Source organism: Noviherbaspirillum suwonense, from assembly GCF_900182955.1.
In the GTDB taxonomy this organism is placed as follows: Bacteria; Pseudomonadota; Gammaproteobacteria; order Burkholderiales; family Burkholderiaceae_D; genus Noviherbaspirillum_A; species Noviherbaspirillum_A suwonense.
Genome location: NZ_FXUL01000012.1, coordinates 29,244 through 54,060, shown reverse-complemented (window position 1 = coordinate 54,060; position 24,817 = coordinate 29,244). Strand labels below are relative to the sequence as shown.

Below are 24,817 nucleotides of genomic sequence, written 5' to 3'. Positions count from 1 at the left end.
GAGAGGCTCACCTGAGCGCGTAAGGATACGCCCGCTATCGATGGGACGAAAGTGCATCGCAATCGCGGCGATCAAACGGGCCGCAGCCAAGGTGTCCGGCAGTGCGTGGATTAGCAAGTCGTCACAGCGTCGCGCTTTGACTGCGTGCCCGGAATGTTTGAATGGCTGGTTCGCCGAACCAGTTTGCCGACCTGGCCAAGCAGGAGCAGGTCGATATCCCGAATCCGGTTATGGCATCCGGAGGCGACCTGACCGGGTCTTAAACGCCGGACTGTTAGTGCCTTGCCTCGCTTCCTCCCGATTGCACTGGAATGCTTTCGAGCAGGATCGAAGCCGATCAGCGGGTTCCATACATAAGCAGAAGTTATAGCCGGATCAAAAAATGCAGTTTGTCCGATAAACCTCGTCAGGGTATCGTAATTGCAATCTTCTCGATGCCCCGGGCGATTCGGCTGCGGGCGGCGCGCCACAGCGCATTACTTGATTGGTTAAAACACATGATGACCCTGCCTAACCTTGACTCCTTCCTGTCGCCCCGCTCAATTGCCATTGTCGGCGCGTCGTCGGCGCCGAACAAGATCGGCGCCATCCCGGTTCGTTATCTCGTCGAACACGGTTACCGGGGCGAGATCTATCCGGTTAATTCGAAGGCTGCGGAAATTGGAGGATTAAATGCCTTTCCGACGTTGCAATCGGTAGGCCGCCCCATCGATCTCGCGATTTTCGCGATTCCCGCGTCCCATGCCGAAGACGCGCTGGCGGATGCGATCGAGGCCCGCGTAAAGAACGTAGTGATGTTCTCTGCGGGGTTCGCAGAGATGGGGAAGGCGGGCGAGGAAGCACAACAACGTTTTTGCGACAAGGCACGGGCTGCCGGCATCCGCGTGCTTGGTCCGAATTGCCTGGGCTTCATGAATGTCGCCCAATCCGTCTATGCCACCTTTTCGCCGGTTGTCTCGACGGGACTTGCGAAGCCCGGCAACGTAGGCATCGTCAGCCAAAGCGGCGCGTTCGGCGCCTATGCATATGCGATGGCACGCCAGCGCGGGATAGGCCTCTCCGCCTGGGTGACCACTGGTAACGAGTCGGACATCAGCGTGGCCGAATGCATTGCATGGATGGCCCGCGACCCGGCAACAAAGGTCATCATGGCCTACCTGGAAGGATGCCGTGACGGCGACAAGCTGCGCGAGGCGCTCGAATCGGCTCGCATCGCGGGAAAGCCTGTCGTGGTGGTGAAGGTGGGCAGGACCCAGCTTGGCGCGCAGGCCGCGGCGTCGCACACTGCCGCACTTGCCGGCGACGATGCGGCCTACGAAGCATTGTTTCGACAGTATGGCGCCTGGCGCGCGCGCTCCATCGAGGAATTCTTCGATATCGCGCATGGCCTGGGTGTTGGCGGCCTGCCGGCAAACACACGGGTTGGGCTGCTGACCGTGTCCGGCGGCGTCGGGGTCATGATGGCGGACGACGCGGCCGACGCGGGGCTGGACGTCGCCCAGTTGCCGGCTTCCGCGCAGGCCCTGATTCACAGTCGTGTGCCATTCGCCGCGGCTAGCAATCCAGTCGATATCACCGGCCAGGTAACCGCCGAGCCAGGGTTGCTGGAATTCGCCGCACGCGTGATGCTGGAACAGGCCGATCACGGGAGCCTGCTGATATTTTTAGCGGCATTTGGCAATACGCCTGCGATGCAAACGCTCCAGGTCGAGCTGGCGGAAAGACTGCGACACGATTTTCCCGAACGGCTCGTGATTTTCAGCACTCTGGCCGATGCCTCCCAGCGGCGCGCGCTCGAAGCGCACGGCTGCCTGTGCTTTTCCGACCCGGCCCAGGCTATCCGGGTATTGGCAGCCATGACGTTCTTCCACAACCAGCTGCGGCGTCCGGCGGAGTCGGCTGAACCTGGCACGGGTTCGACCGTTGCATTGCGACCCGGTCTATATAACGAGTACGACGCGATGACGGTGCTGCGCGACTTTGGCATTTCGGTAGCGTCAAGCCTGCGTGCACGGACGCGCGATGAAGCGGTCGCCCATGCCTGTGCTACCGGGTTTCCGGTTGTGATGAAAATCCTCTCCGCAGAGATCACGCACAAAAGCGATATGGGCGGCGTTGTGTTGAACATCCGCGATGCTGCCGAGGCGGGCCGTGCGTTTGACCGCATCCAGGCCTCTGCCGATTCCGCAGGCCTTGCGGCGCAGATGGATGGCGTGCTCGTCGCGCCCATGGTCCGGGGCGGAGTCGAATGCATCGTGGGCATGCGCCGCGATGACGCATTGGGCACGGTCGTGATGCTCGGCTCAGGCGGCGTGAACGCCGAATTGCTCAAGGATGTGAGCTTGCGATTTGCGCCCGTGAGCTTGCGGCAAGCCCATGAAATGATCGGTGAACTGAAAACCGGCGCACTGCTGCGTGGATTTCGCGGCGCACCGCTGGCTGACGTGGAAGCGCTGGCCGATGCGATTGTGCAGATTTCCCGTTTCGCGCTTTCTGCAGGAAGCGCGCTGGAATCGGTGGAACTGAATCCGTTCGTCGTGCTGCCCGGGGGGCAGGGCGCCCTGGCGCTCGACGCCGTGCTGCTGACCCGGCAGGCGCCCACGCACGAGCCGATGGCCGCTTCTGCTTCTTCCGATCTGCACAAGGCGGTGATGACGACCCTGCCCCTGTTTGAAATGGCCCGGATGCATGCTTCCAACACGGCGCGAAGGCATCCGAAGGAGGGCTTCGCCGGGAACAGCACAGATTCCCGGATGCGGTGGGTCAACCAGTTCACGCATACGCGGCGACTGCGTGGCCCGGAGGACAAGGAAGTGGTCACGCCAAACAACGACACTCTCTTTACCAATGCCTGGCTTGACCTCTCCGGCGGCCCTCTCATCATCGACGTGCCGGAGATGGGATCGCGATACTGGGTGCTTGGCTTTCTCGATGCATGGACGAATCCCTGGGCTTATGCCGGCCGGCGTACTACAGGAGGCGAAGCGCAGCGCTCGTTTGTCCATGGTCCCGGTTGGACCGGCGTTATTCCCGAAGGCATGCACGGCATCAGCTCCCCGGGGGACGATGTCTGGATAATCGGACGGATACTGGTCGACGACACCCCGGAAGACCTCGCACGCGTGCATGCTTTACAAGACCGGTTTGCGATCCGCAGACTCGACGGCACGCCGGCATTGTCACGCGTCGACTGCCTGCTGGAGAACCGGGACACCGGCGTGCCGGACGCGAGTGAATATGTTCGGGTGCTGGAGCCTATGCTTGAACGTAATCCTCCGCCTGCGCCTGTCGCCGGATGGCCGCCGGCGCTGGATCAGCTTCCAGGCGCATTGCTTGACGTCTATACTGCATTGCGTGATTGCGCCCAACCGTCGGAGCTGGGCGGAGGCTGGACCACCGCCGTGTCCGTGCGTGACAGCTTCGGCGACGATATTGAAACCAGGGCGCGCGTGGCGCGCAACTGGATCGGCACATTAGGCATAGACGAAGCCATGTACATCATGGCGGAGGTCGATGCCGCCGGCGAAAAGTTGACCGGCAGCCGACGCTATGTGCTACGGTTTCCGCCGGGCGGCATGCCGCAAGTCGCAACCTTCTGGTCGATTACGCTTTATCGGCGCAGCGATTGTTTGCTGGTCGATAATCCAATCAACCGCTACTCCATCGGCGACCGGACAGCGGGCCTGCAGCACGAGCCGGATGGCGGCCTGAGCATCGTGATCGGCGCCGATGATCCAGGACCGGGGAAGAACTGGCTTCCTGCGCCCTGCGAGGAGGATTTCTACCTCACCTTGCGCTTATACCAGCCGCTCCAGCCGCACCTGGAAGGGACATTCAACTATCCGCCGGTACAAGTGATGGCCTGAATCAAATGCGACTTTTACGGGCCTGGGGCTGTGGCTTCCTTCAATGGAAAACCTGAGCATTCGCGACGACCAGGCCAGCCACATAGAACAGGCTGGCCAGCGAGATGCCTTGCAAGGGACGATTGAACCAGTACCGCTTCGCCATCGCGAGATACGCTCCCAGCACGATCAGGCCGGTCCATTCGAGGAAATAGGACTGGAAGAACACGGCCGGTTGCTGGACTGCCAGGTAACCAAACACTGTGCCGAACAGAATTGCGCCCAGACTGTGGCTTGCATTAAAACCGATCCATGCGTTCCACATGGTTGTCTGGCGGCTGATGACGGGGGATGTCGCTTCCAAATTCGCAAGCAGCTCCGTGCCGCGTGGATGCAGCTTATCGCCCCGGTAGGTGTAGACCAGGTGTACGATCCCGAGCAGCATGATGATTCCGGCACTGAGGCCGACGAAAATTTGAGCCAGCATGGCATTCTCCATTATTTAAGTGCCCATTGGACGTCCGGTTCCGATCCATCCCATTCCGGAACCATTGGAAGTAGCGACGCACGCGGATTAATCCTTCTTCGATCCGCCCGGAGCAGGATGCCTGCGCAATCGCTTTTGGAGCAGCATCGTTACATGGTTCGGCGGCGGATCGTTTCGATAATGCATGGCCAGGGCGTTCAGCATGGCACGTCGACTGGACATTGGAACGGGACCGGATACGCTTAGATTATGATGAGCTTTGCTCGGGTTTTCTACTCGCCTTTTGCTCAGATTCTTAATGACCGTTTTCCATGCCGATCAAACGACATCCGTCAGCCGTTTCCCGAGTAACGCCGTCGCGGCGCATTCCATCACAGGCCCGCGCCGAACACACCATCCGCGCTATTTTTGAAGCCACGGCTCAGGTATTGAACGACGATGGCGAATCGGCGCTGACGACCAACCGCATCGCGGCCAGGGCAGGCGTATCGATCGGTACGCTGTATCAGTATTTCGCGAGCAAGGAAGACATCGTGCTGGCCATGCTCGCACGCGAACGGGAAGAAGTCATGACGACGCTCGACACGCTCCTGGCCAATGCCGATCCCGACGACCCGGACCCGCTCAAGTCCGATCCGCGCATGCTGCTGCGGGCATTCGTCCAACGCTATATCGCGGCATTTGGCACCGGCGCGCCCGGCCGCCGTGCGCTGGTCAAACTGGCCTGGAGGCTCGACAACCAGCAGGCAATGGTGCAGTCGCTGCGGGAAGCGAGCGACCGGATTGCGCTGCATATCCAGCGGGTTCGTCTCCCATTGGTACGGCCCCCCTCGCCCGTCATTACCTTTGTCCTGACGCGCCTTCTGGCAGGCACCGTCCGATCCGCATCCCTCGAGGACTCTCCGTTGCTGGGCACGGCTGAATTCGAAGATGAGCTGGTCAATGCCTGCTGGGGGGTGATGCGGGTAGACCCGTCCTGAAGCGGCTCCGCTGGCGCCAGCGACGTTGACGCCGCCTTTCGCCAGCAGGCTGCAGGTCCCACCGGGACCTGCAGCCATGCTGACCCCGTCATCGATACGATTGCCGTTTACCCGGCAGGCACCGCCGGATTCCTGTTTACCCGGCGAGCACCGCCACGCCATCGGCTGCCCGCACGCCTTGGCCTGCGGGCAAAACGAATACCGGGTTGATCTCTGCCTCGACAAGCCGCTCGCCCAGCTGGGCCGCCATCTGGGAAAAGGCGACAATGGCCGAGACCAGCGCATCGACGTCCGCCCTGGGACGGCCGCGGAAACCATCCAGGAGCGGCCATGTCCTGAGCTCCCGCACGAGCTCCAGTGCCTCGTCGCTCCAGACCTGCAGTCAATACGGTGGGGATTTGTCTTCTGTAAAACGAGGATTGCTTGTTGTGTTGCTCTGTCAGTTCAGTCACTGGGCGGGATACGCCGCAGATGTCGGCTGTGCCAGAAGACATTTGCGGCCGACCCGCCTGCTATGCCTGACGGCAGGGAGAAACCTGGCCGCCCGGTCTTCATGATTAAGCATCCTCGCTACCGCGAATTGCGAGGCAGCGAGGGATGTCGAAATCAAACTACGCAGCGCTGTCTGACTTCGTCTTGTACCGCAGCCACACGCCTCCGCCATCCTGTACTTCAGCCGACGTCAGCGAAAGATACGTAGGCGCGGTCCAGGCTTCCTTGGGGACTTCGAACGAGGCGGGATGTTCGCCACGGCCATCGACAATCGGCAGCAGGAGCACGCTGATTTCATCGGCCAGTCCTGCATTGACAAATGATCCGCTGACCGTGGGGCCGCCTTCGACGACGATGCGTTTCAAGCCAAGTTCGTCGGCGAGGATCGCGACGACCAGCGCCAGGTCAATTTCGGTCTTTCCGCCAAATACGTAGGAGATGCCGATCGACTGGAGATACGCCAGATAATCGTCGGCGACGGCCTCGGTGACAACTTCGACGATGTGCGCCCCCAGGGCCTCGCTCGTTTTCCAGGCCACCTTCCCGTGCGGGTCGATGGACACGGCGAAAAGTCGCGCATCCCGCTTCGCAAAATGGTGGGTGCGGGGAATGGGCGCGCTGGCAAGGCCTCTGGGGTAATCGTCGCCGTGCGATATCTCTTGCATGGTGACGCGGCCGCAGATCCACGCATCGAACCTGAACTCTTCGGCCAGCGTTTCGTATAGGGCGCCGGCATTCTTCTTGAACGTCCGGTCCCAGCCATCGGTCAGCGCGTGGCCGTCAATGGAAGACATCATATGGCAAATAATATAGGGCTTCATTCAGGGCTTTTCTGTTCGCTAATGATTGGATAGGAGAAGCGCAGGACGAAAAGGTTCGACCTGCGACATTTCAGTTGTTGGCGATCGGTCTGCCGTATTGCCGCCGGGAGCAGGTGCGCCGGCAGAGAACGGTGTCGCCGGATGACGCCGAGCCGGGCGCCGGCGCAGTGGCGATATCTGCTGCGTTCTACACCCGGCCCCCCGAAGTCGCGCCGGATGGCAGCAAAGGATCAGCGGTCCGCGCTGCTTCGCACTGTCCGGCGCCACGGGTCTCGGCCTTATTGCGCGGTCACCCGCCACACCACATCGCCGACGTCGTCGGCAATGAGCAACGCGCCCTGTTTATCCTGCGCCAGTCCGACTGGCGCACCGTACAGGGACTTCTCGTCGTCGGAATGGAAGCCGCTGACAACCACCTTGGGCTTGCCCACTGCCTTGCCTTCCTGGAACCCGACGAAGACGACCTCGTAGCCACTGAGCGGGGAACGGTCCCAACTGCCATGCTCGCTCACGAATGCGCCATCCTGGTATGTCGCCGGCAACGCATTCTTCCCGGAGAACATCAGGCCCAGCGCGGCGACATGCGACCCGAGGGCATAATCCGGCTTGAGCGCCTTGGCGACCATTTCCGGCCGCTGCGGCATGACGCGGCGATCCACGTTCTGCCCGTAATAACTGTAGGGCCATCCATAGAATCCGCCTTCCTGCACCGAGGTCATGTAGTCGGGCACCAGGTCCGCGCCAATTTCGTCCCGCTCGTTGACGATCGCCCAGAGCTTGCCGCTATGCGGCTCCCATTGCAGGCCGGTCGGATTGCGCAGGCCGGAAGCGAAGATGCGGCTTCCCCCTGTTGCCACATCCACCTCCAGCACAGCCGCGCGCCGGTACTCGATGTCCATCCCGTTCTCGGTGATGTTGCTGTTGGAGCCGACGCCCACATACAGCTTCTTGCCGTCCGGGCTGGCCAGCAGCGCCTTGGTCCAGTGGTGGTTGACCGTGCTCGGCAAGTCCGTGAACTCCACGCCCGGCGCAGTGATCTGCGTCTGGCCGGTACGGTAAGGAAACTTGACGATGGACCCGGTGTTGGCCACATACAGCGTGTCGCCGATCAGCTGAACGCCGAACGGCGAATGCAGATTCTCGATAAACACGTGCTTTTCCCATTCGCCGCCGCCCGGTTTCGCGCGCAGCAAGGTAATGCGGTTGCCGCCCTTGCCGCCCTTGCCGGAAAGATTTTTAACCTTGCCGGCGATTACCTGTTTCGGCGTCGTGGCGGGTTCCTCACCCGGCCCGTTGGACTCGACCACCAGCACGTCGCCATTGGGCAGTGCCAGCAACTGGCGCGGATGCATCAGGCCGTTTGCGATCCTCTCGATCTTGAGGCCTTCGGCCACCTTGGGGCTTTGCCCGGGCTGCCAGCCGGTTCCTGTTGGAACCTGCATCGGCGGCATCAGGAAATCCTTCGGGCTCGGCAGTGGCGGGTTTTGGCCCGACTGCTGGGCGGTCTCGAACGACGCCTTGCCGCTGCAGCCTGCAAGCGCCGCGCCGAAGATGAGCGCCGAGGCGCTGCAATAGGCAAACTTATTCATGAACGAGCCCTCCTTCGGACGTCACTTGCACGGCTACATTGATACGGCCGATGGCCAGGAGGATAACCGTGAGAGCGGAGAGCCAGACGCCGGTAGGCATCGACGCATAGGCATCGCGGCTGTGGACGAACGCGTTGAAAATCGCCGCAATGATGGCAACCAGGTTGAGCCAGAAGTCGACCCGGTGTGCACGCACGGCGCTGCGCCGGGACGTGATCCAGACTTGCGCCAAGTTGACCAGGCGCGGGATAACGGCGAACAGCAGGCCGAGGACGATCAGCCAGGCGGCGCCCTTGACCCACTGGATCACGCCCGTGCGGAAGTAGACGATGTCGAAAATAAGCGCGGCGACGAACAGGCCGAACGGGATGGGATTGAGGAGGCCGTAAATGGCATTGGCCACGACGGAGCGGTGTTGAGAGGGCTGGGTGCTCATGAATACTTTCTTGATCTATGGGAAAAGGCGGTGTCGAGCGCGTCCAGCATGCTGGCGGTGCGGGCTGCGCCCGATTCGTGGCTTGTCAGTCTAATCGTGGGCGTGGGCTTGGCTGATTACTAACTGGAACGAGTTATCTTTGAATCAAGCATGACCGGCGTTTGAGCCTAGCAAGGCAACAGGTCCCTATCTCCGGGGAAACAGGATTCATCGTTCAGCATTTGCGTCGGACGCGTGAAATCGTCCAAGTCCGTGGACGATTGGCTCGTGCCCAGGGCGGTTGGAATGGGGGCGGGACAACTCGCCTGCCCGTTCCGATTAGCGCGTCTCGAAAGCGTCCAATGGCTTATCCGCCGAACGTCGTTACTTGCTCTCAGGTCCTTAATCCCTCACAAAAGTCTTGGCGGGAAAGGATGCCCTCGCCGCACCCCGGTAGTTAATGCCAACGCTCGATGCATTGAATGCGTTCCGACACGGAGCCGGACCAGCAGGCACTCGTTCTAATATTACCCGGGTAATATTGTGCATTTATTTTTACCCGGGTAAAATAAGCCCATCTAAACATCTGGTGCCGCCATGACTTCCGGACCCGCCTCTACCTACACCGCCTTTCTCGATTCCCGCTGCGTTGCCGCAGGAAGCCTTAACGCCGTTGCGGCAATGCTGCGCAGCCTGGCGCAGGAGGATGCTCGCCCCATGCCGATCGTGTTCCGTGACGCCAGCGGAGAGCAGGTCGATTTCAACCTCAATGAGCCGGAGAGCGTTGTCCCCGACGATCAACATGCCGCTGCTGACGTGGAGGCGGCGTCCGATGATCGCGAAAAGCCGGTCGTCAAGGCGCGGGGGCGGCCTAGGCTTGGCGTGATTGCACGCGAAGTAACCTTGTTGCCGGATCACTGGGACTGGCTGGCATTGCAACCCGGCGGCGCTTCCGTTGCCCTGCGAAAGCTTGTGCACGAAGCGCGCAAGACCGGCGCCGGTCGCGAGGACCAGCGACTTGCGCATGACCGCGCCTACCGGGCGATGTCAGCGCTGGCCGGCAACCTTCCCGGCTTTGAAGAGGCCAGCCGCGCGCTGTTTGCCGGCAGGCTGGCCACGCTTGCCATCGAAGCACGGGCATGGCCGGCCGATGTCCTGGCGTACGTATTGCGCCTGGCCGTTCCCACGGGCGTGAGCGAGCAAGGACAAAACTGATCCTTGCCTTCCTCCTGTTAGGGCAGGTTAACAGAGGCAATTTAGCAGCATCGAAATATTTCCTTACGAAAGGACCAGCGATGACATACAAACCAGACCAGGTTGCGCCTGCCACTCGGCGCCAGGTTGCGCGTCAGGCCCGCGACGCATTTCCACGCATGGGCATCTATACCATTCGCGACAATGAAACGGGCGCGGTATTGGTTGGGGCCAGCCGCAACGTCGACGGTGCACTGAACCGCACGCAGTTCGAACTGCGCATGCGCTCGCATACGAACAAGACGCTGCAAGCGGCATGGGACCGTGGCGGTCCTGAACGCTTCACATTCGAAATCGTGGCGCTGATAAAGGAAAACGATGACCCCGGCTTCGACTGCCTGATGGAATTGCGCCTCCTCGAACAGTTGTATCGCGAGCAATTCGAGAGAACAGCGCTGGCGGGATAATTAGAGCAACCCGAGCCAGGCCAAGCCGCTGCGTCAGGTTCGAGCGATCTGTCGTTGCGATGCAAGCCAGCATCCTGTAACGCACAATTGTCGACGGCCGGAGAACAGTGCGGTGCATCCTCGATGCCGTCACGCATTTGGGATACGGGCAAAACATTTGCCGTCCCCCGGCGCGATCGAGGTGTTGCATGCCTTCACCTGCAGCTTGTAGAGCGCGTACGCGCAGCAGGCCGACAATGAAGCGACCTTCGCGACATTGCATACCGAAAGCTGTTGGAGCTAGTTGAAAACCGCAGCAACGGATAGCCCTAGAGAATTTCTTTCATCCGCTGCAATTACGGTCCGACAAAAAGGTAATGGACCGGGCACACGGATTGGGAGGCGATTGGCAGCTACGGTAGGTCGATGACCTGTATCGACCCACGTCTCCACCGGCAAGACAGGCGCCTGTCATGTGATAACGATTAGTCCGACCTGAACCGATGCGATTGCGATCGATGGCCGCGCTTGGCCAGCTGGCTGCAACGTGCATTTTCCACGCAAATGCACCGCATTTTGATGGGATGGACAGTGCTGCTGGTCCGGCCCATCCCATCGACTGTCGATGATTTCTCAAAAAACAAACTTTAGTAGGGTGGCCTCAGCAGCAAATATGACCTCTACGCTTTGTACTCGGCTAACGGCACCTATACGACCAATGCAACGACCGGCCGTACCGACCTGGTTTTGCTGCTGACACTGGCACGCTGAATATCTTCCTGGATAAGAGCAACAACACGGGCTTCGGTCAAGGTCTGGCCGCTTACACCGTCGACGTCCTGGCATTCATGTAAATCAGCAGAGAGCGTGCTTTCTCTGTCTCTCAGGCTGCAAGAACCTTGTCCGCCGACGCCGCGGTTGATTCGTCAACACTAAGCGTTTTTCCCTTCAAAGCGGGACGCATGCGCTTCGCTGCGCCGGTTGGCCTCGAATAGACCGCGTCACAGCTTGGCCTGGCTGGGAGGCAACCGCTTCTTTTGCGGGCAATTCACCGGCATCTTCGACGCAATTAAGTTTTGCACCATCAATGCTAATGAGCTGCACCTCGTTCCCAAACTGAACGGCGTCTGGCGATGCGGATTTTGCAGCAAAATGCAGCTGGCCTTTGCCTCTTGCATTGTTTGTCCCTCTAACTCCTCGAAATACAATGCGACCGGCCAACTTGGCATGTGTCCCTTGCCGGGTAGGCGCTGCGGGAAAACCAGCACGCCACCTGCAGGGTATTTGCAATCATGCACCGGTCATTCCGCCGTCCCTGTTTATGTGGGAATCGGACTACACGTAATGTGGGCGTCCAAGAATGGTGCGTCGCAGCATAATAAGTTACGCTGTGTGAATTGAACGCTGCCTTTGCTAAAAGGCTTGGCGCTCATCTTGCCGTTGTCGCCTTCTGCAAGCAGTAAATGTCCCAAGTGATGGCTAACGCGGTTGTTACTCGCTTAACCGTTCGCTGGGTAGATCGGTGCGCTCTTCTCCTGAATGGCGTGTGCGGATGCGCTGCAATCGCTGACGGAAACGAAGACGCTGTTCCAAGCAAGACCGGTTATCAGGGTATTGATCGTCTTACCAATCAATTCCGGCTTTCAATTCACGATTTAATGACACGCAGTTTTTCGGAGAAAAAATGGTTTCGGATACATTGACAGGCGCGGTTGCCGAGATAGTAGGTAATAAACGTGCATTTGCGAATGCGTCTGCACTGATTGCTTCCGGCGTCGCCTGGACGCCGTCAGCCATGCTTTCGCAATATCTGACCAATAAGACCGAACACGAAAACCCGCCGACTGGCCGGTTCATCGAAGTCGACGGCATTTCCCTTCACTACCTGGACCAGGGCGCCGGCATTCCCGTGGTAATGCTGCATGGAAATGGCACGATGGCATATGAGTTTGAAGTCAGCTCCCTTCTCGGTCTCGCTTCAAAAAATTTTCGGGTGCTGGCATTCGATCGTCCCGGTTACGGTTATAGCGAACGACCGCGCGGACAGGCATGGACATCGAAGGAACAGGCCGATCTGCTCTCCAAGGCGCTGACGGCGCTCGGTATCGAGCAGGCGATCGTCGTCGGTCATTCATGGGGAACGATGGTGGCGACCTCGCTTGCGCTCGAACACCCGGAATGTGTGCGGAGCCTGGTCCTGCTCTCGGGATATTATTACCCGGTCCCGCGCATGGATGTCCTTCTCCTTTCTCCCCCGTCGATTCCCGGCTTCGGCGACGTCATTCGCCCTACCGTCTCGCCATTCATTGGCCGGCTGATCTGGCCGGCATTGATCCAGAAGTTCTTCAGTCCGGCACTGCCTACCGCACGATGGGAAGCCGAATTCCCGGTATGGATGACCCTGCGTCCGTCGCAGATTCTCGCCAGCGCGGTCGAAACCGCGTTGATGACGTCCGAAGCCTTCTGGCTGGCCCAGCGTTACGCGGAGCTACGGATGCCGATAACGATCATGGCAGGAACACATGACATGCACGTGGCGACGAAGATACATTCCGAGCGGTTGCATGACCATGTTCCACATAGCAAGCTCGTTCTGGTTCCCGGCGCCGGCCACATGGTTCACCACGTCGCCCCGGAGCAGGTGCTGGAAGCTATTGCGTCGGCAGCGGCGTAGATGGCGTCATCCTTCGCGAGCGGTCTCCGACCGGTAAAGGCAATGGGCCACGCGGTACTGGGCGGGATTTGAAAGCCGGGACTGCTCCTGCCTGCCCCGTATCGGGCACTCTCCGCAACCGCCGGGGCACGTCACCATCCTGGCGTCACTGGCGTAGGTTGGGCGCCATCTCGTTCCAGTGGTCTCGACCGGTGGAACCGGTCCGGATCTTGACGCGGTCATTGAAATAGCTGGACAGTGCCGTGCCATCCAGGGCGCTTCCGGCAAGGCCGATATGCCCATCGGGACGCAGCAAATAAAACGAAGGCTTCAAAATGCGTGCTGCCGCCAACGCCCGATCGTTGGTCGGATCATCCGGGATTGAATAGGCGCTCATTAGCCTTGAAGAACCATCCGGCAAGCCGGCTCCAGGCAATGCCTGTCCGAACAGCAGCAGGGTGAACCGGGTGTCGTCCAGTTTCCGAAAGAGGTCTTCCGCCGGGCCCGCGGACGAAAATTTCAAGTGCAGCCAGGGAAAACGGTCGCCGGCCGCAGGGGCGCCTTTCGGAATGTGCGCCAGCATGCGGGATAGCGGACTGTTCGCGTAGCGGATCCCGATCTGCGAAATCGTGCGAAATGCCAGCATGCGGGTACGTGCATAGCGCATGGCAAATGCAATGACCTTCTGGAAAACCTGCATCCGAAAAAATCGCGCCAGCCAATGCGGCGAAATCAGGAAAGTAAATGCGCGATCGGTGGTCCGGAGCAGCCGGTCGGCAACCGGGATGCGCTCGGTTTCGTAGGAATCGAGCAACGCTTCATCTGCCTGACCTGTTACCACCAGCGCGAGCTTCCACGCCAGGTTATAGGCATCCTGCAGGCCGGTGTTCATGCCCTGCGCACCAACCGGACTGTGAATGTGAGCAGCGTCGCCCAGGAGAAAGCAGCGTCGATCACGGAACCGCTCCGCACGTCGGTGATGTACATGATAGGTGGAGAACCACGTGCAGCTCTGGAATGCGAGGCCGGCGACGTTGTCGGCAGCGTTCACCTCGGTGCGAATGAACGGCGCAATGTCCCCGAAGACGAGCTGGTCGCGCGAGCGCTGCGCGGCCGGGACAATCCCGACCACGCGCCAGTGATCGTTGCCTCGCATCGGGAAAAACAGGTGAAAGCCACCCTGCCACAGGTATACGTTGAGCTCGCCCGGAGCCATGGAGCCGGTCGCGCGCGTGTCGGCGACATAGAACACATGCTGGTACGGCGCACCCGTAAATGCGATATTGCATGCGCTGCGCACCGTGCTGTGCGCGCCATCACAACCGGCGACCCAGCGTGCAGTGATCTCGATCGTTGTTTCGTTCTCCTGATCGAGTTTTGCCCGAACGCCGTCCGGCAAGTGCACGAGGTCAACCAGCCTCGTGTTCCAGAGCACTGATACCCCCTGGGCACGCAGCGCTTCGCCAAGCAGCTTTTCATTTTCGTCCTGCCCCAGGATCAGCAGATAGGGATAAGGACTCATATCCGCGCCGATATCGCCCAGCGGTACCCGCGCCGCACGCCTTCCCTTGATCCATATACTGGCGCCGGAGGCGCGCCTGCCCAGGGTAACGGCCTGCTCCGCAATGCCCAGATAGGCGTAGATCTCCAGCGTGCGCGCCTGCACCCCCAGCGCCTTGCTCTGCACCGACGGGCCGGGATTGCGGTCGACGATAGTTACCTTGACCCCGCGCCTGACGAGTTGATTGGCGAGCATCAGACCAGTTGGGCCGGCGCCGACAATGAGAACGTCCGTTTTCATAATCGCCTCCAGATTCAGCCACTTGCCGACGTTGGTGAAGGTTCCGCGGCGACCACGCGTTTGGCTTACGTGACGAGCCTCCGCCCATGTCCCTGGCATCTCGAAGACCGGGGCATGATTGCGGTCGCCGAACCAGCGGCAGCTTGGCGTGGGCACGCCGTCGATCGGCGGCGGAGAGCCCTGTATCGCCAGGGTTAGCTGTACCTATATTGCTACTGCTCACGCGCAGCTTCAATACGGAAGGCGGGCGAGCAGCATCCCCGGCGCTGTCTAGCTCATGGGCGCACAGATCGCCGACCATCAACACCGGCGCTGTTCAAGCGGCGCTCAAAGTAGCTACCCATACCGACCCCGAGAGGCGGATACGCCGCTGGAAGTACACGCTCCTTTGAACCACACCCTTTGAAGCGACTGCCGATCATCGCCAGACGCGTTTTACCGCATCTCCTGTTGGCCGATGGGAGAAATTCTTCACCTGATTGCTCCGCAGTGTTTGCGAAACATCATACTGGCCCGATGTACCACAGACGCGTGGCCTCCCCGTCAAAGATAGACGAATCCACAGCAGCGCATGCGCTTCAGACAACACGGATGAGCTTCCCCCGCCGCAAAGGAGCTTTAATACATCCCTGTCCGTACGGCGCTCTCGACGGCGCACCGTCGACAATAGGCGTGATAGCGTTACGCTTGATATAAGCGCTTTCCTGGCGACGGGCGAGGTCTACACCTAAAGGCATGATAATGTGACCACACGGGGACATATGTTGATTGAAGGCTCTCATCCTACTAAGAAGCTGCGTGTTGAGAGGCTTGCCGGCGTCCAGGAAACGGAGAAGTCTTCAATCCCCCGCCGGCACCGCATTGCCCAATCGCTTTGCCTGAAGTAGCAGCCCTTCGAAGATCGGTCCGGCGACCTGCGCGGGAAAACCCTGTGGCAGCTGGGCGCCGACGGCCTCGACGACGCCGGGCGTCCTTGCGAGCAGGTCTTCAATCACGGACTCGAAGTCGCTGCCCATCGCATTGCGCTTGGCGACCGTGTTCCAATGCCGGCGCTGGATATCCGACATCCGGTAATGCGCATTCTTCGACCGCACCGCCATGGCTAGTTTCAGTTTTTGCCACTGAAACTGCCGCGGCCCCCTGCCGATGACCGGCCAAGCCGACATCACGTCATAAAGCGGCGTGAGCTCAAACGCGCTGCCGGGCAGCAATCGAATGCTGAAGTTCTTCGCGTGTCCATCGGGTGCGGCCAGCATCCAGAACAGCAGCTGGGTGGTCAGGAATCGCTTGCGGTCCTGCTCGGCGTTCACGCTGCCGCGCAACTTGTCGAGGATGTCGTTCATTCCAGGCCCGCCCTTTTCCTCGTATTTCTGGCCGGAGCCGCGTCCAAAGACCTGGCAGAAATCTTCCTGCGGAAGCCGGGCAATCCAGCCAGCGTGCATCCACCGGCGGTCGAAACGCTCGACCACCAGCACCTTGCACCGGCCAAATTGGCCGATTTCGCAGTCGGCGGCCGGCAGGCCATAGGCCTGCATGATCTTCGCGCACAGCCACTCGTTCTCGACCGACATGGAAAAGTCGGCCCGGACCATGCCCACATCGCCCATCGGCAGCTTGAAAATGTGCGTGGTGGGCGTTGCGCCCTGGGGCAAATGCCAGCCGCCCTCGTGGTACAAAAAAGCCGTCTTTTCCTGTGCGCCAGCCAGTGAGATGCGCAACTCGTCTTCGGCCGGCATGCCGAGGTCGACGCCGCCGACCACGGCTTCCAGATGCGCCTCGAGTTCTGCAGCAGCCAGGGGCCGGCTGGTGATTTGCCGCACGTCCGGCGGCGAACTCCCGGCCGGCAGCAGTTGCACGGCGCCGACGCAGTCCCGGCCAATTCTCTCCAGCAGGTCGAACGCTTCGTCCGAGGCGGCTCCGTGACGGCTTGCGATCCGGGCGCGAATGACGGCGCTGTCCGGGAGCAGGTTGTCAAAATAGCTGGCCACCGCGTGGCCGCTCACCGCTTTCGTGCCAAGGCTTAGCGGTAGCGACAAGGACAGCGGCCGGGCCGCAGGGCTGTCGTGCCAGCTTGCGTCATAGGCGAATTGCTGAACGCCGTTTGCCGCGATGCTCCACTGGCCGACCAGCTGCCCGTTCATCCAGACGTCGAGGCGGCGTGTTTTTGAAGGACGACCGGCCATTACCAGGTTTCCTCGTCATCGGTGCGCAGGCCAGCGGAAGCCGGGACCGACGAGCGCGCCTGATCCTCGAGGGAAAGGCGCGGCTCCACTGCCAGCGCGGCGTCCAGCGCCATCAGGACGGTCAGAAGCTGGTCCAACGTCACGGACTCGGGCCGGCTCTCGATGCGCGAGATACGCTCCTGCGACAAACCAATCTTGGCGCCAAGCGCTTCCTGGGACAGCCCCTTTTCAACCCGGAGTTTCTTCAGTAGCGGGCCGAGTTGCCCGGACGTAGTGATACTGGTTTTCATGACGCCGCAGTCCTATCCTTCGCGATGATGCATATCAGGTAATGAAGTCATGCTATGCCGAATCAAGCATAAATACAATATATGCCTGATAAAGAATAAAATTATTTTATGCTTGATCAAGCATACCTTCCACGAAAGTTTGGCCAAAGTGCCAGCCGGATGGGATTTCGACGGTCGCGACCAATGGCCGCCAACCCATTCTGTACCGGATGAACGCCAGCGCGCCGATATTCCGCGACACGGCAATGCTGCCGGCAGCAAGCAGCCTTCGACTGCTGCGGCGTATCGTTAATCACAGCCACCGGCCATGGCGCACTTACCCTTAGTCCAGTTGCCAGCGCGCATTCAACCGCATCCGTCAGCGTACGCGGCGCGCAGGTGGCAGCAGCTCCGAAAACCGCATTGCCCGGCGTTGAACGGAAAAGACGCCCGGCAGGCAATGCCAGGGGCGTCTTCTTTCCACCTACGGATGCCCAGACAATTGTTCAGTTGCGCACTCCGTCTTCCTTTACCAATTTCCCGCGGCGCCCATGTCAGCGCAACGGGATAGTTGGCGAACGTGGCTTCAGCCGGTCCGGCTCAGCCACTGGAAACGGAAAGCCAAGGACAACGGCTTGGCCGCGGACACGGTTCTGGGCCTGGCATTTGCGTGTGCAAACGGTGGCCGGCGGAGCGACTTCCACCGAGTCTTCGCCCATGACCTGCCCCATGCGCCCGCCGCTTGCCACGAGCCACTGCGATACGCCGCCGCAGTGCTGGACATCTACTGGCCTTCCAGTACGCGTGGCGATACTGTTGGTGCATTCGGGATGAGGCACCCGGTCTGCCACCTGCGGACTGTCGCGGCCAACGAACTTCCTTGAAACGTCATTGGCGAAGTTGACCCGAGGCGTGACGACCACGGTCGTGTCCTTGTAGGAAAGCGTAGCGCCTTCCCGCTCACGGAATTTACGGTTGTCGAAGTAAAACGCAGAGGGCGCCAGGGTGTGGGTGAACAAGGTCCGTGCCTGGTCGTCGCGCTCCACTTCCATCTGGAAAATGCCACCCTGGGCGCAATCCTTGGCCTGGACTTTCATTGTCAGTCCCGGCCCTTCCCGCTGAATAACGAGCTCCGTTTCCCTGAGCCTTAATTCCACCGCGCTGTTGAGGAACAGACCCTTATGGTCCGGCACCTTGCTCTGAAAAACGTCCGTGCGCACGCCGCCGGTGATATCTGCAGGATTCGGCGCGCCGGTCAAAACATAATTCCGCACGGCGAAGGTATTGGCATCGATATCGAATTCAACGTATTTGCCCCTGACCGTGATCACCGACGGAATCGTATTTGCAGCCACATCGAGGTCCTGGGGAGCCTTCCGGTTTAAAACGGTAAATCCGCCACCCTCGCACCCGGCAGAATCGGCTGCGTTTGCCATTCCCGCCATTACACAAAAAGACGACACAACCGCTGCCGTAGCGCAGCGTGACCACCGCCCGGAGCCTTTTTCATCGTCCAGCGCGTTCAGTTGCCTGTAATTAGAGGAAGTAATCATGGGACCTATCCTTTGCTCAAGTTAAGGAAGCTCTTTTGCAGTTCAGTCTCGGGACTGTTCCTGCTGGAAGCGCATTAACGTATTGCAATGGATATGCCAAGCTGCAAACAGCTAACCATTTTTCATAGGTTATTGTTTTATAAAGGAAACCCGGAAGGGCTTATCGGGCAAGTGCGTCAAATGACGCAGTGGCATGGGGGATTTGACCGGGTCATATGACCCGTTTAATGCGGGGGAACGCATATTTCCGGGCCAGGACGGCCGATCATCCTGCGCAGGCGTGGGCGAATCCACTCTCCAACCATCGCCGCACGCTTGCGGGAGCGGCCTGGAACGCCCGGGTTTCATCGTTAGCCTGGCAAGCTCATTGCACGTTTTTCAGGCCGTGCTTCTCCATCCGGTAGCGCAAGGTATCGCGGGACAAGCCCAGCAGCTTTGCCGCCTGGGTGACATTCCATCCGGTATTCTGCAGCGCGCGCACCAGGCAATCGCGCTCCAGCTTTTCCAGGTTCAATTCATCCGCAGGTCGGTGGCCAGCCACCGGCCCGGCGGCGGCGCATGCCGGCGGTCTGGTCCCGATGTGCACGGCTGCGGGCGAGATGAGCTTCGCCAGCTGGCCCTCGCCAATTGCATCGTCTCGCGCCATCAGGGCGACATGCTCGAGCGTGTTGCGCAATTCCCTGACATTGCCAGGCCACGGCCAGTCCAGCAGGGCCATTTCAGCACCGGGAGTGAGAAACAGGTCCGGCTTGCGATAACGCGCGCCGTGCAATTTCAGGAAATTTCTGGCCAGGAGGAGCACGTCATGCCCCCGCTCGCGCAGAGGCGGCACGTTCAGCGGCATCGTGCACAGCCGGAAATAGAGGTCGGAGCGAAACTTTCCCTCCTGCACCCGGAGTTCGAGATCCTGGTTGGTGGCGGCGATGACGCGAAAATTGACCGAAATCTCGTGCAGGCTGCCTAGGCGGCGCAGCTTCTTCTCTTCCAGGACCTTCAGCAGTTTGGACTGAAAAGACAGTTCGGCTTCGCCGATCTCGTCGAGAAACAAGGTGCCTCCGTCGGCTGCTTCCAGCAGCCCCGGCTTGCGCGCCTTCGCATCGGTGAAAGCGCCGCGCTCATAGCCAAACAGCTCCGCTTCCAGCAGATGAGACGGCATGGCAGCGCAATTGATCTCGATAAATGGCTGCAACCCGCGCCTGCCTTCGAAATGCAGGGCGCGCGCCACCAGTTCCTTGCCGGTGCCGGTTTCCCCCACGATGAGCACCGAGGGTGCGTCGTTATCCTCCAGCACATGTTCCGCCGCAATCAGGCGGCGCAGACTGTCCTTGAGGTCCATCATGGGCAGCGACGTCCCTATCATCTGCTCAAGGCCCTGGTGACCGGCAGGCTGTTCGTGAGGATAGACGTGGTTCATGTCACGCTTGTCGCGATCGATTGCCTGGTCGACCAGCAGCTTCAGCTCGCTCAGGATCATGGGCTTGGACAAGTAGTCGCAGGCCCCGCCCTTCATGGCCTGCACGGCGACCTGCACGCTGCCATGCCCGGTGATCATGATGACCTTGATGCCGGCCTCGCGCTTGCGCAGCTGTTCCAGCACCTGCAAGCCATTCATGTCGGGCAGGTGATAGTCCAGGAGCACCACGCCCGGCTGGAAGCTGTTCATTGCGTTCAGTCCTTCCTCGCCGCTGAACGCCAGCATGGAGTCGTAGCCATAACGTGCGAGGTAAGCCTTCACGTTCTTGGCCAGGATGGGTTCATCTTCAATAATCAGGACGTCATGGGACATGATTAATATGCGCGCTGAAGAAAAAGTGTAACGGTGGTGCCGACGCCCTGCCGGCTCGCGATGACGACGGTGCCGCCGAAACGTTTGACGATGCGCCGCACCAGCGCGAGCCCCACGCCCAGTCCCTTGCGCTTGGTCGTATAAAAGGTGTTTCCCACCTGGGCCATTCGCTCAGGCGCAATGCCGGCGCCGTTGTCGGTGAATGCCAGTTCGACGTGCTTCGAGACGGAAGCGCCGCTGATGATGATTTCACCGCCGGGCCCGGTCGCTTCAAGCGCATTGGCGATCAGGTTGTTGAAGGCCTGCATCAGCAGTGCGGGATCGCCGGCAATGGGCGGCAGGCACTCGTTGATCTGCACCTTGATGCGGACGTCCCGGCGCTCGGACTCGCGCGCAAAACTGGTCACGCTTTCATGGATGATGGGCGGCAGCCTCAGCGCGGTCATCTGGTCTTCGAGAGGCTGCGAATAGGTGAGCAGTTCCCTTACCCACTTTTCCAGGCGATCGGTCTCGGACATGATGTCGCGCGCCGACTCATGCACGCCAGGCTCGCTCGAGTCATGCCACAGTTCGGCCGACGACCTGATGGAGGCCAGCGGATTGCGTATGCCGTGGGCCACCGCGGACGCGATTTCCCCCAGCGCCGCCAGGGTCTCGGTCTCCACCAGCCGGCTCTGCTGGCTGCGTATGACCTGGTCGGCCCGCCGCACCATGCCGTAGACGGCCGCGAGCAGAAGAAAGCCGGCCAGGATGGCGCTGATCCAGATGATCCGCTGGCCCTGGTCTATCGTGGCGAACAGTGCGTAAGGAAGCCGGTAGACCTCGACGGCGCCAATGATGTTGCCCGTCTCGCCCTGGCTGACCGGAATATAGATCTCGACAAAGCGCAACTGCTCGTTGCCCAGCGCGACGTGCTCGGGCTTGTCATGGTCGCCCACCTTGCCGCTTTTGATCAGCAGCTTTCCGGCCAGCGCCTCTTCCAGTTCGGGATTGCTGTCGAACCGCTGCCCAATGATCTGGCGATTGCTGGACCAGAGCAGGCGCTGGTCTTTCCCATAGACATTGGCGCGAGCGACGTCCGGCATGGACGCGATGTGCTTGAACAATTCCTCAATATTTTCATCCTGGTCCCGCTCGCCCAGGAAATAGTCGCTCGCCTGTTCCACCACCACGATGCCGTGCACAAAGGCACGCATCGCTTCGGCATCCTGCATCAGCAGCCTTGCGGAGAGAAAACGCGACAGCAGGATGGATGACAGGACCGTGACCACTGCAATGACGAGCAGGCTGACGCACAGGAAGCGGCGCTTGAACTGATATGGCTCGCCTGATGCATGCCCGGGTTTGACTCCCATCCGAATCCCTCGCTTTCTTCTCCAGCAATCCACTATCAGTGAGCTTCAGCAACGGGAAATTGAGATATGCCAAGAATGCTTGCAGAAAACGTCCTGATTGCGCGCCCTGGCGCACCGGTTTGATCGCGCTGCCGCGTTTCATCGGGGTTCGCGGCCTGGCCAGGCATGACCGCCTGGCCAGGCCAACCGTGCCAATGTCCGCCATTTGCATGCTTGCCGCTGGACTGCGCCGACCGTGCTGCTCCCCTCGTCTTTCTGTCCGACGCGCCGTTCCAGGCTGCTCCGCCGGACAGGCAGTGGCAAAGGGCCCGGTTCCCGGTCGCCTTCGACGATATGGTGCCCCTCCCCGCCAGCCACGCGGTCAATGGCGGCCCGGCGGCAGCGACAGGAAGGTGCCGAGCGGCGCGCCGCTTCCGGACGCGCCCACTTCGCCCATGCATGCGCCGGACAGGTCGTCGGCAGCGTTCGCCGGATTTGCCGCATCCGGCTTGACCCACAGCGTATCGCCGATTGCCCCCTGCGGCAGGCAGAGCGACGGATGGTCGAACGGCGCTTTCCGCCAGCGCACGCGTTCGTCGGTCAGGGAAACGAGAAAGGACACGAGCGACATCTTTTCCGGTTCCGTCAGGCCGAGCGGCTGGATGTCGGGCGCAAGGTAGGACCGGTTTTCAGCGGCGAAATCGCTGCCGCGGTTATAGAAATCGACCACCTGCATCAGCGTCGACTTGCCGCCATTGTGGAAATACGGGCCGGTCAATTCCACGTTGCGCAGGCCAGGCGTCTTGAATGCGCCCATCACGCTGACGTCATCGGGGCCGGCAGGCGCCGGGTTTCGGGCGCTGCTGAAGTCATTGCCCAGCAGCTTGGACAGGCTGCTCAGCGCCATCATGCTTTCCGACAGCGGCTGGCCCCAGGGATCGGTGCCGCCCACGCCCACGTCTTCGCCGTAGGGCCGGACACCGATGTTATAGAAGCCGGTGTCATAGACCTTGCTCGCGCCGTTCGCCATCGCCATGCGTTCCAGCCGCTGGCTCGTCACGTTGCGAAAGGATGCATTGCTGAGTTCGGCGCCGCCATGGCAATTGATGCAGCGTCCCTTGCCCATGAAGATGGCAAGGCCCGCCTTCTGGCTTTCGTCCAGCGCCTTGCTGTCGCCGGCGACATAGCGGTCGAACGGCGTGTCGTCGGAAACCAGCGTGCTTTCATAGAGCTGGATCGCAAGCGAAAAGAACAGGCTGAAGTTCAGCTCGGCCTGTCCGACGTCGACGCCGAAAGCCTGCCGGAACTGCGCCGGCTTGTCCAGGTCCATCGAGGCGGCCGCCCGCGCGTCGGCATTGGTGAAGCGCGCGGTCGACGGCGCGTTCCACCATTCCGGGCGAAATGCCTGCTTCACGAGGTGACGATAGCTGGGCCGGTTCGACTTCGCATGCTTGCCGAGCACGCTGTCGTTCGGCGAGATGGCCTGCCCTGCCAGGATGTCCTGGTCGAGCAGCTTCTGGCCCAGCATCACGAACGCCCGGTTGCGGCAGCTCATTTCGGTCCCGGACAGCGGCGGGCCGGATGCCTGGGACGCCAGCGACGACGAAGGCAGAAGCACCGGCACGCGCACCATCACGCCATTGACGCGCTTCCAGACCAGCGGCTGCGGGTTACGGGCGCCGAACGGGTCGCCGCCGTTGAACACATTGTTGCCCCGGCCATCCCAGAAGTTGCGGAAATTGAACACGGCATTGATCACCGACGGCGAATTGCGCGGTTCGACGCGCCTGGTGTTCACGCCGCCGATATTGAAGCCGTCGCCGCCATGGCCGATTACGTCGTCGGCCACATAGCTGCAGTTGTCCGGGCCGCCGCTGCTGCTCACCGTGACAAGGCCGTCCTGCGCCGTCGTGAATACGCCGGCCGACGAAGCGACGTCGTTGAGGTCCGACAGGCGCGCACCGGCGTCGTTCAGGCTGGCATACCTGGTGAAGGGAAAGTCATCGGCGGAAAGCTTGTGGTTGGGCGCACCGCCAAGCTGGAAGGTCCGGTCCGGTCCCGGCGACAGGCGCAGCAGGCCGGGGCTGACCTGGTTCCTGACGCGCGTGTCGGCGCCGGCGGCGAAGTGGCAGGTCGCGCAAGCCGTCTTGTTATCGCTGCCGACCCGCGCATCCCAGAACAGCGCCTTGCCGAGCTGGATGGCAGCGGTCTTGTCGGCGACGAACTGGGACAACAGCGCATGGGACGGGCCTGGAATCGGAACGGACTTGAGGGACAGCGCGCTGACGGCAGGTTCGGCAGACACGGCGCCGCCGAGGCAGAACGTAACCAGGATGCCGGCAAGAGCGCGTATACCGCGCGACGAAGGCCGGTCCGAAGGCAGCGGATGGTTCCGCAAGCGCCTCGCTGAAAGCGTAAGAAGGGGCGTGGACAAGGTCATTGTTTCTTCTCTCTGCAGTTAAAAGGCAAGGCAATGGACCGCGCGCCTGGCGGGCGCTTCCCGTTGCATTGCAAGGGTTACCTGGCCTGGATCGTCACGGCGGCCGAAGCGTTGTCCGGATTGATGCGGGCGCCGCTGAACTCGACTGTTCCCGCGGTGGCGATGGCGCCGCCAGCCGGAATGACGCCGCCGCCGGGTGCAATCGGCCCGCTGCCCGCTTGCGGCAGCGTCACGGCGAGCACGAGGCTTATCGGGAATGCGCACTGGGCGGAAGGCGCCACGCCCGCGGCGACAGCGCGAACGCTGCGCGGTGCGGCGCGTTTGCCCGGACCGCCATGTGAATTCGGAAGCGCAATCGACCGCGCGCATTCGCCTGCCCGTCCGTGTCCGTCGAGTTCGCGGTCAGCCTGCATGTGGCATCTCCTTCAAAAAAGCGGTTTTGCATTCGGTGCCCGGTGCATCAGGCAGCTCTGCCGCCGTGCGGCCTTTCCTGCCGCGCGACGGCATGCTGTGTCTTGAAGGCCGTGCC

18 protein-coding genes and 1 pseudogene are annotated in these 24,817 nt (G+C 61.0%); 5 read left to right on the top strand and 14 right to left on the bottom strand.

The features are described 5' to 3' along the window. Positions 1 to 389 precede the first annotated feature (389 nt). A complete protein-coding gene (locus QOL82_RS15730) occupies positions 390 to 3,866 on the top strand; it encodes an acetate--CoA ligase family protein (protein ID WP_346772298.1) in 3,477 nt (1,158 codons plus the stop codon). A 40-nt stretch (positions 3,867 to 3,906) separates the two neighbouring features. Here QOL82_RS15730 and QOL82_RS15725 read toward each other — a convergent pair whose 3' ends face one another. After that, positions 3,907 to 4,332, bottom strand: coding sequence for an LIC_13387 family protein (locus QOL82_RS15725; protein ID WP_283443243.1), 426 nt, complete (start codon positions 4,330 to 4,332; stop codon positions 3,907 to 3,909). Between the two features lie 311 nt (positions 4,333 to 4,643). Between QOL82_RS15725 and QOL82_RS15720 the strand changes: the two genes are divergently transcribed. After that, on the top strand, positions 4,644 to 5,312 hold the full coding sequence (locus QOL82_RS15720) for a TetR/AcrR family transcriptional regulator (protein WP_283443242.1): 669 nt from the start codon (positions 4,644 to 4,646) through the stop codon (positions 5,310 to 5,312). A 136-nt stretch (positions 5,313 to 5,448) separates the two neighbouring features. Here the strand turns inward: QOL82_RS15720 and QOL82_RS15715 are convergent. From QOL82_RS15715 to QOL82_RS15700, 4 genes and pseudogenes are all read right to left on the bottom strand, one after another. Then, a pseudogene (locus tag QOL82_RS15715) lies at positions 5,449 to 5,676 on the bottom strand (acetate--CoA ligase family protein); the annotation flags it as partial. 247 nt (positions 5,677 to 5,923) lie between these two features. Continuing rightward, positions 5,924 to 6,625: a dihydrofolate reductase family protein gene (locus QOL82_RS15710; RefSeq protein ID WP_283443241.1), complete on the bottom strand. Its 702-nt coding sequence runs from the start codon at positions 6,623 to 6,625 to the stop codon at positions 5,924 to 5,926. Between the two features lie 278 nt (positions 6,626 to 6,903). Continuing rightward, positions 6,904 to 8,214: a PQQ-dependent sugar dehydrogenase gene (locus QOL82_RS15705; RefSeq protein ID WP_283443240.1), complete on the bottom strand. Its 1,311-nt coding sequence runs from the start codon at positions 8,212 to 8,214 to the stop codon at positions 6,904 to 6,906. Next, positions 8,207 to 8,650, bottom strand: coding sequence for a DUF2231 domain-containing protein (locus QOL82_RS15700; RefSeq protein WP_283443239.1), 444 nt, complete (start codon positions 8,648 to 8,650; stop codon positions 8,207 to 8,209). Before QOL82_RS15700 ends, QOL82_RS15705 begins: the two co-directional genes overlap by 8 nt. A gap of 576 nt (positions 8,651 to 9,226) precedes the next feature. Here QOL82_RS15700 and QOL82_RS15695 point away from each other — a divergent pair. Then, positions 9,227 to 9,844 (top strand): DUF2239 family protein, encoded by a 618-nt coding sequence (locus QOL82_RS15695; protein WP_283443238.1) that lies wholly within the window; start codon positions 9,227 to 9,229, stop codon positions 9,842 to 9,844. Positions 9,845 to 9,924: 80 nt separating this feature from the next. Continuing rightward, the gene (locus QOL82_RS15690; RefSeq protein WP_283443237.1) at positions 9,925 to 10,290 is read left to right on the top strand and encodes a GIY-YIG nuclease family protein; all 366 of its coding nucleotides are present in this window, start codon (positions 9,925 to 9,927) and stop codon (positions 10,288 to 10,290) included. 980 nt (positions 10,291 to 11,270) lie between these two features. Here the strand turns inward: QOL82_RS15690 and QOL82_RS15685 are convergent. Next, positions 11,271 to 11,567, bottom strand: a complete 297-nt coding sequence (locus tag QOL82_RS15685; protein ID WP_283443236.1) for a hypothetical protein — start codon at positions 11,565 to 11,567, stop codon at positions 11,271 to 11,273. Positions 11,568 to 11,953: 386 nt separating this feature from the next. On the opposite strand from QOL82_RS15685, the gene QOL82_RS15680 reads away from it, so the two are divergent. Then, positions 11,954 to 12,943 carry an alpha/beta fold hydrolase gene (locus tag QOL82_RS15680; RefSeq protein WP_283443235.1) on the top strand — a complete coding sequence of 330 codons (990 nt, stop codon included), beginning with the start codon at positions 11,954 to 11,956 and terminating at the stop codon, positions 12,941 to 12,943. Positions 12,944 to 13,088: 145 nt separating this feature from the next. On the opposite strand, the gene QOL82_RS15675 is transcribed toward QOL82_RS15680, so the two are convergent. From QOL82_RS15675 to QOL82_RS15640, 8 genes are all read right to left on the bottom strand, one after another. Further along, a complete protein-coding gene (locus tag QOL82_RS15675; protein WP_283443234.1) occupies positions 13,089 to 14,723 on the bottom strand; it encodes an FAD-dependent oxidoreductase in 1,635 nt (544 codons plus the stop codon). A gap of 839 nt (positions 14,724 to 15,562) precedes the next feature. Continuing rightward, entirely contained in the window at positions 15,563 to 16,906 is a 1,344-nt protein-coding gene (locus QOL82_RS15670) for a type II toxin-antitoxin system HipA family toxin (protein ID WP_283443233.1), read from the bottom strand. Continuing rightward, the gene (locus QOL82_RS15665; protein ID WP_283443232.1) at positions 16,906 to 17,196 is read right to left on the bottom strand and encodes a helix-turn-helix domain-containing protein; all 291 of its coding nucleotides are present in this window, start codon (positions 17,194 to 17,196) and stop codon (positions 16,906 to 16,908) included. Before QOL82_RS15665 ends, QOL82_RS15670 begins: the two co-directional genes overlap by 1 nt. A gap of 533 nt (positions 17,197 to 17,729) precedes the next feature. Continuing rightward, positions 17,730 to 18,728 carry a hypothetical protein gene (locus tag QOL82_RS15660; protein WP_283443231.1) on the bottom strand — a complete coding sequence of 333 codons (999 nt, stop codon included), beginning with the start codon at positions 18,726 to 18,728 and terminating at the stop codon, positions 17,730 to 17,732. Positions 18,729 to 19,092: 364 nt separating this feature from the next. Continuing rightward, positions 19,093 to 20,514, bottom strand: a complete 1,422-nt coding sequence (locus tag QOL82_RS15655; protein ID WP_283443230.1) for a sigma-54-dependent transcriptional regulator — start codon at positions 20,512 to 20,514, stop codon at positions 19,093 to 19,095. A gap of 2 nt (positions 20,515 to 20,516) precedes the next feature. Then, the gene (locus tag QOL82_RS15650) at positions 20,517 to 21,869 is read right to left on the bottom strand and encodes a sensor histidine kinase (RefSeq protein ID WP_283443229.1); all 1,353 of its coding nucleotides are present in this window, start codon (positions 21,867 to 21,869) and stop codon (positions 20,517 to 20,519) included. Between the two features lie 361 nt (positions 21,870 to 22,230). Beyond that, on the bottom strand, positions 22,231 to 24,153 hold the full coding sequence (locus QOL82_RS15645) for a cytochrome-c peroxidase (RefSeq protein ID WP_283443228.1): 1,923 nt from the start codon (positions 24,151 to 24,153) through the stop codon (positions 22,231 to 22,233). A 212-nt stretch (positions 24,154 to 24,365) separates the two neighbouring features. After that, the gene (locus tag QOL82_RS15640) at positions 24,366 to 24,701 is read right to left on the bottom strand and encodes a hypothetical protein (RefSeq protein WP_283443227.1); all 336 of its coding nucleotides are present in this window, start codon (positions 24,699 to 24,701) and stop codon (positions 24,366 to 24,368) included. Positions 24,702 to 24,817: the final 116 nt, after the last annotated feature.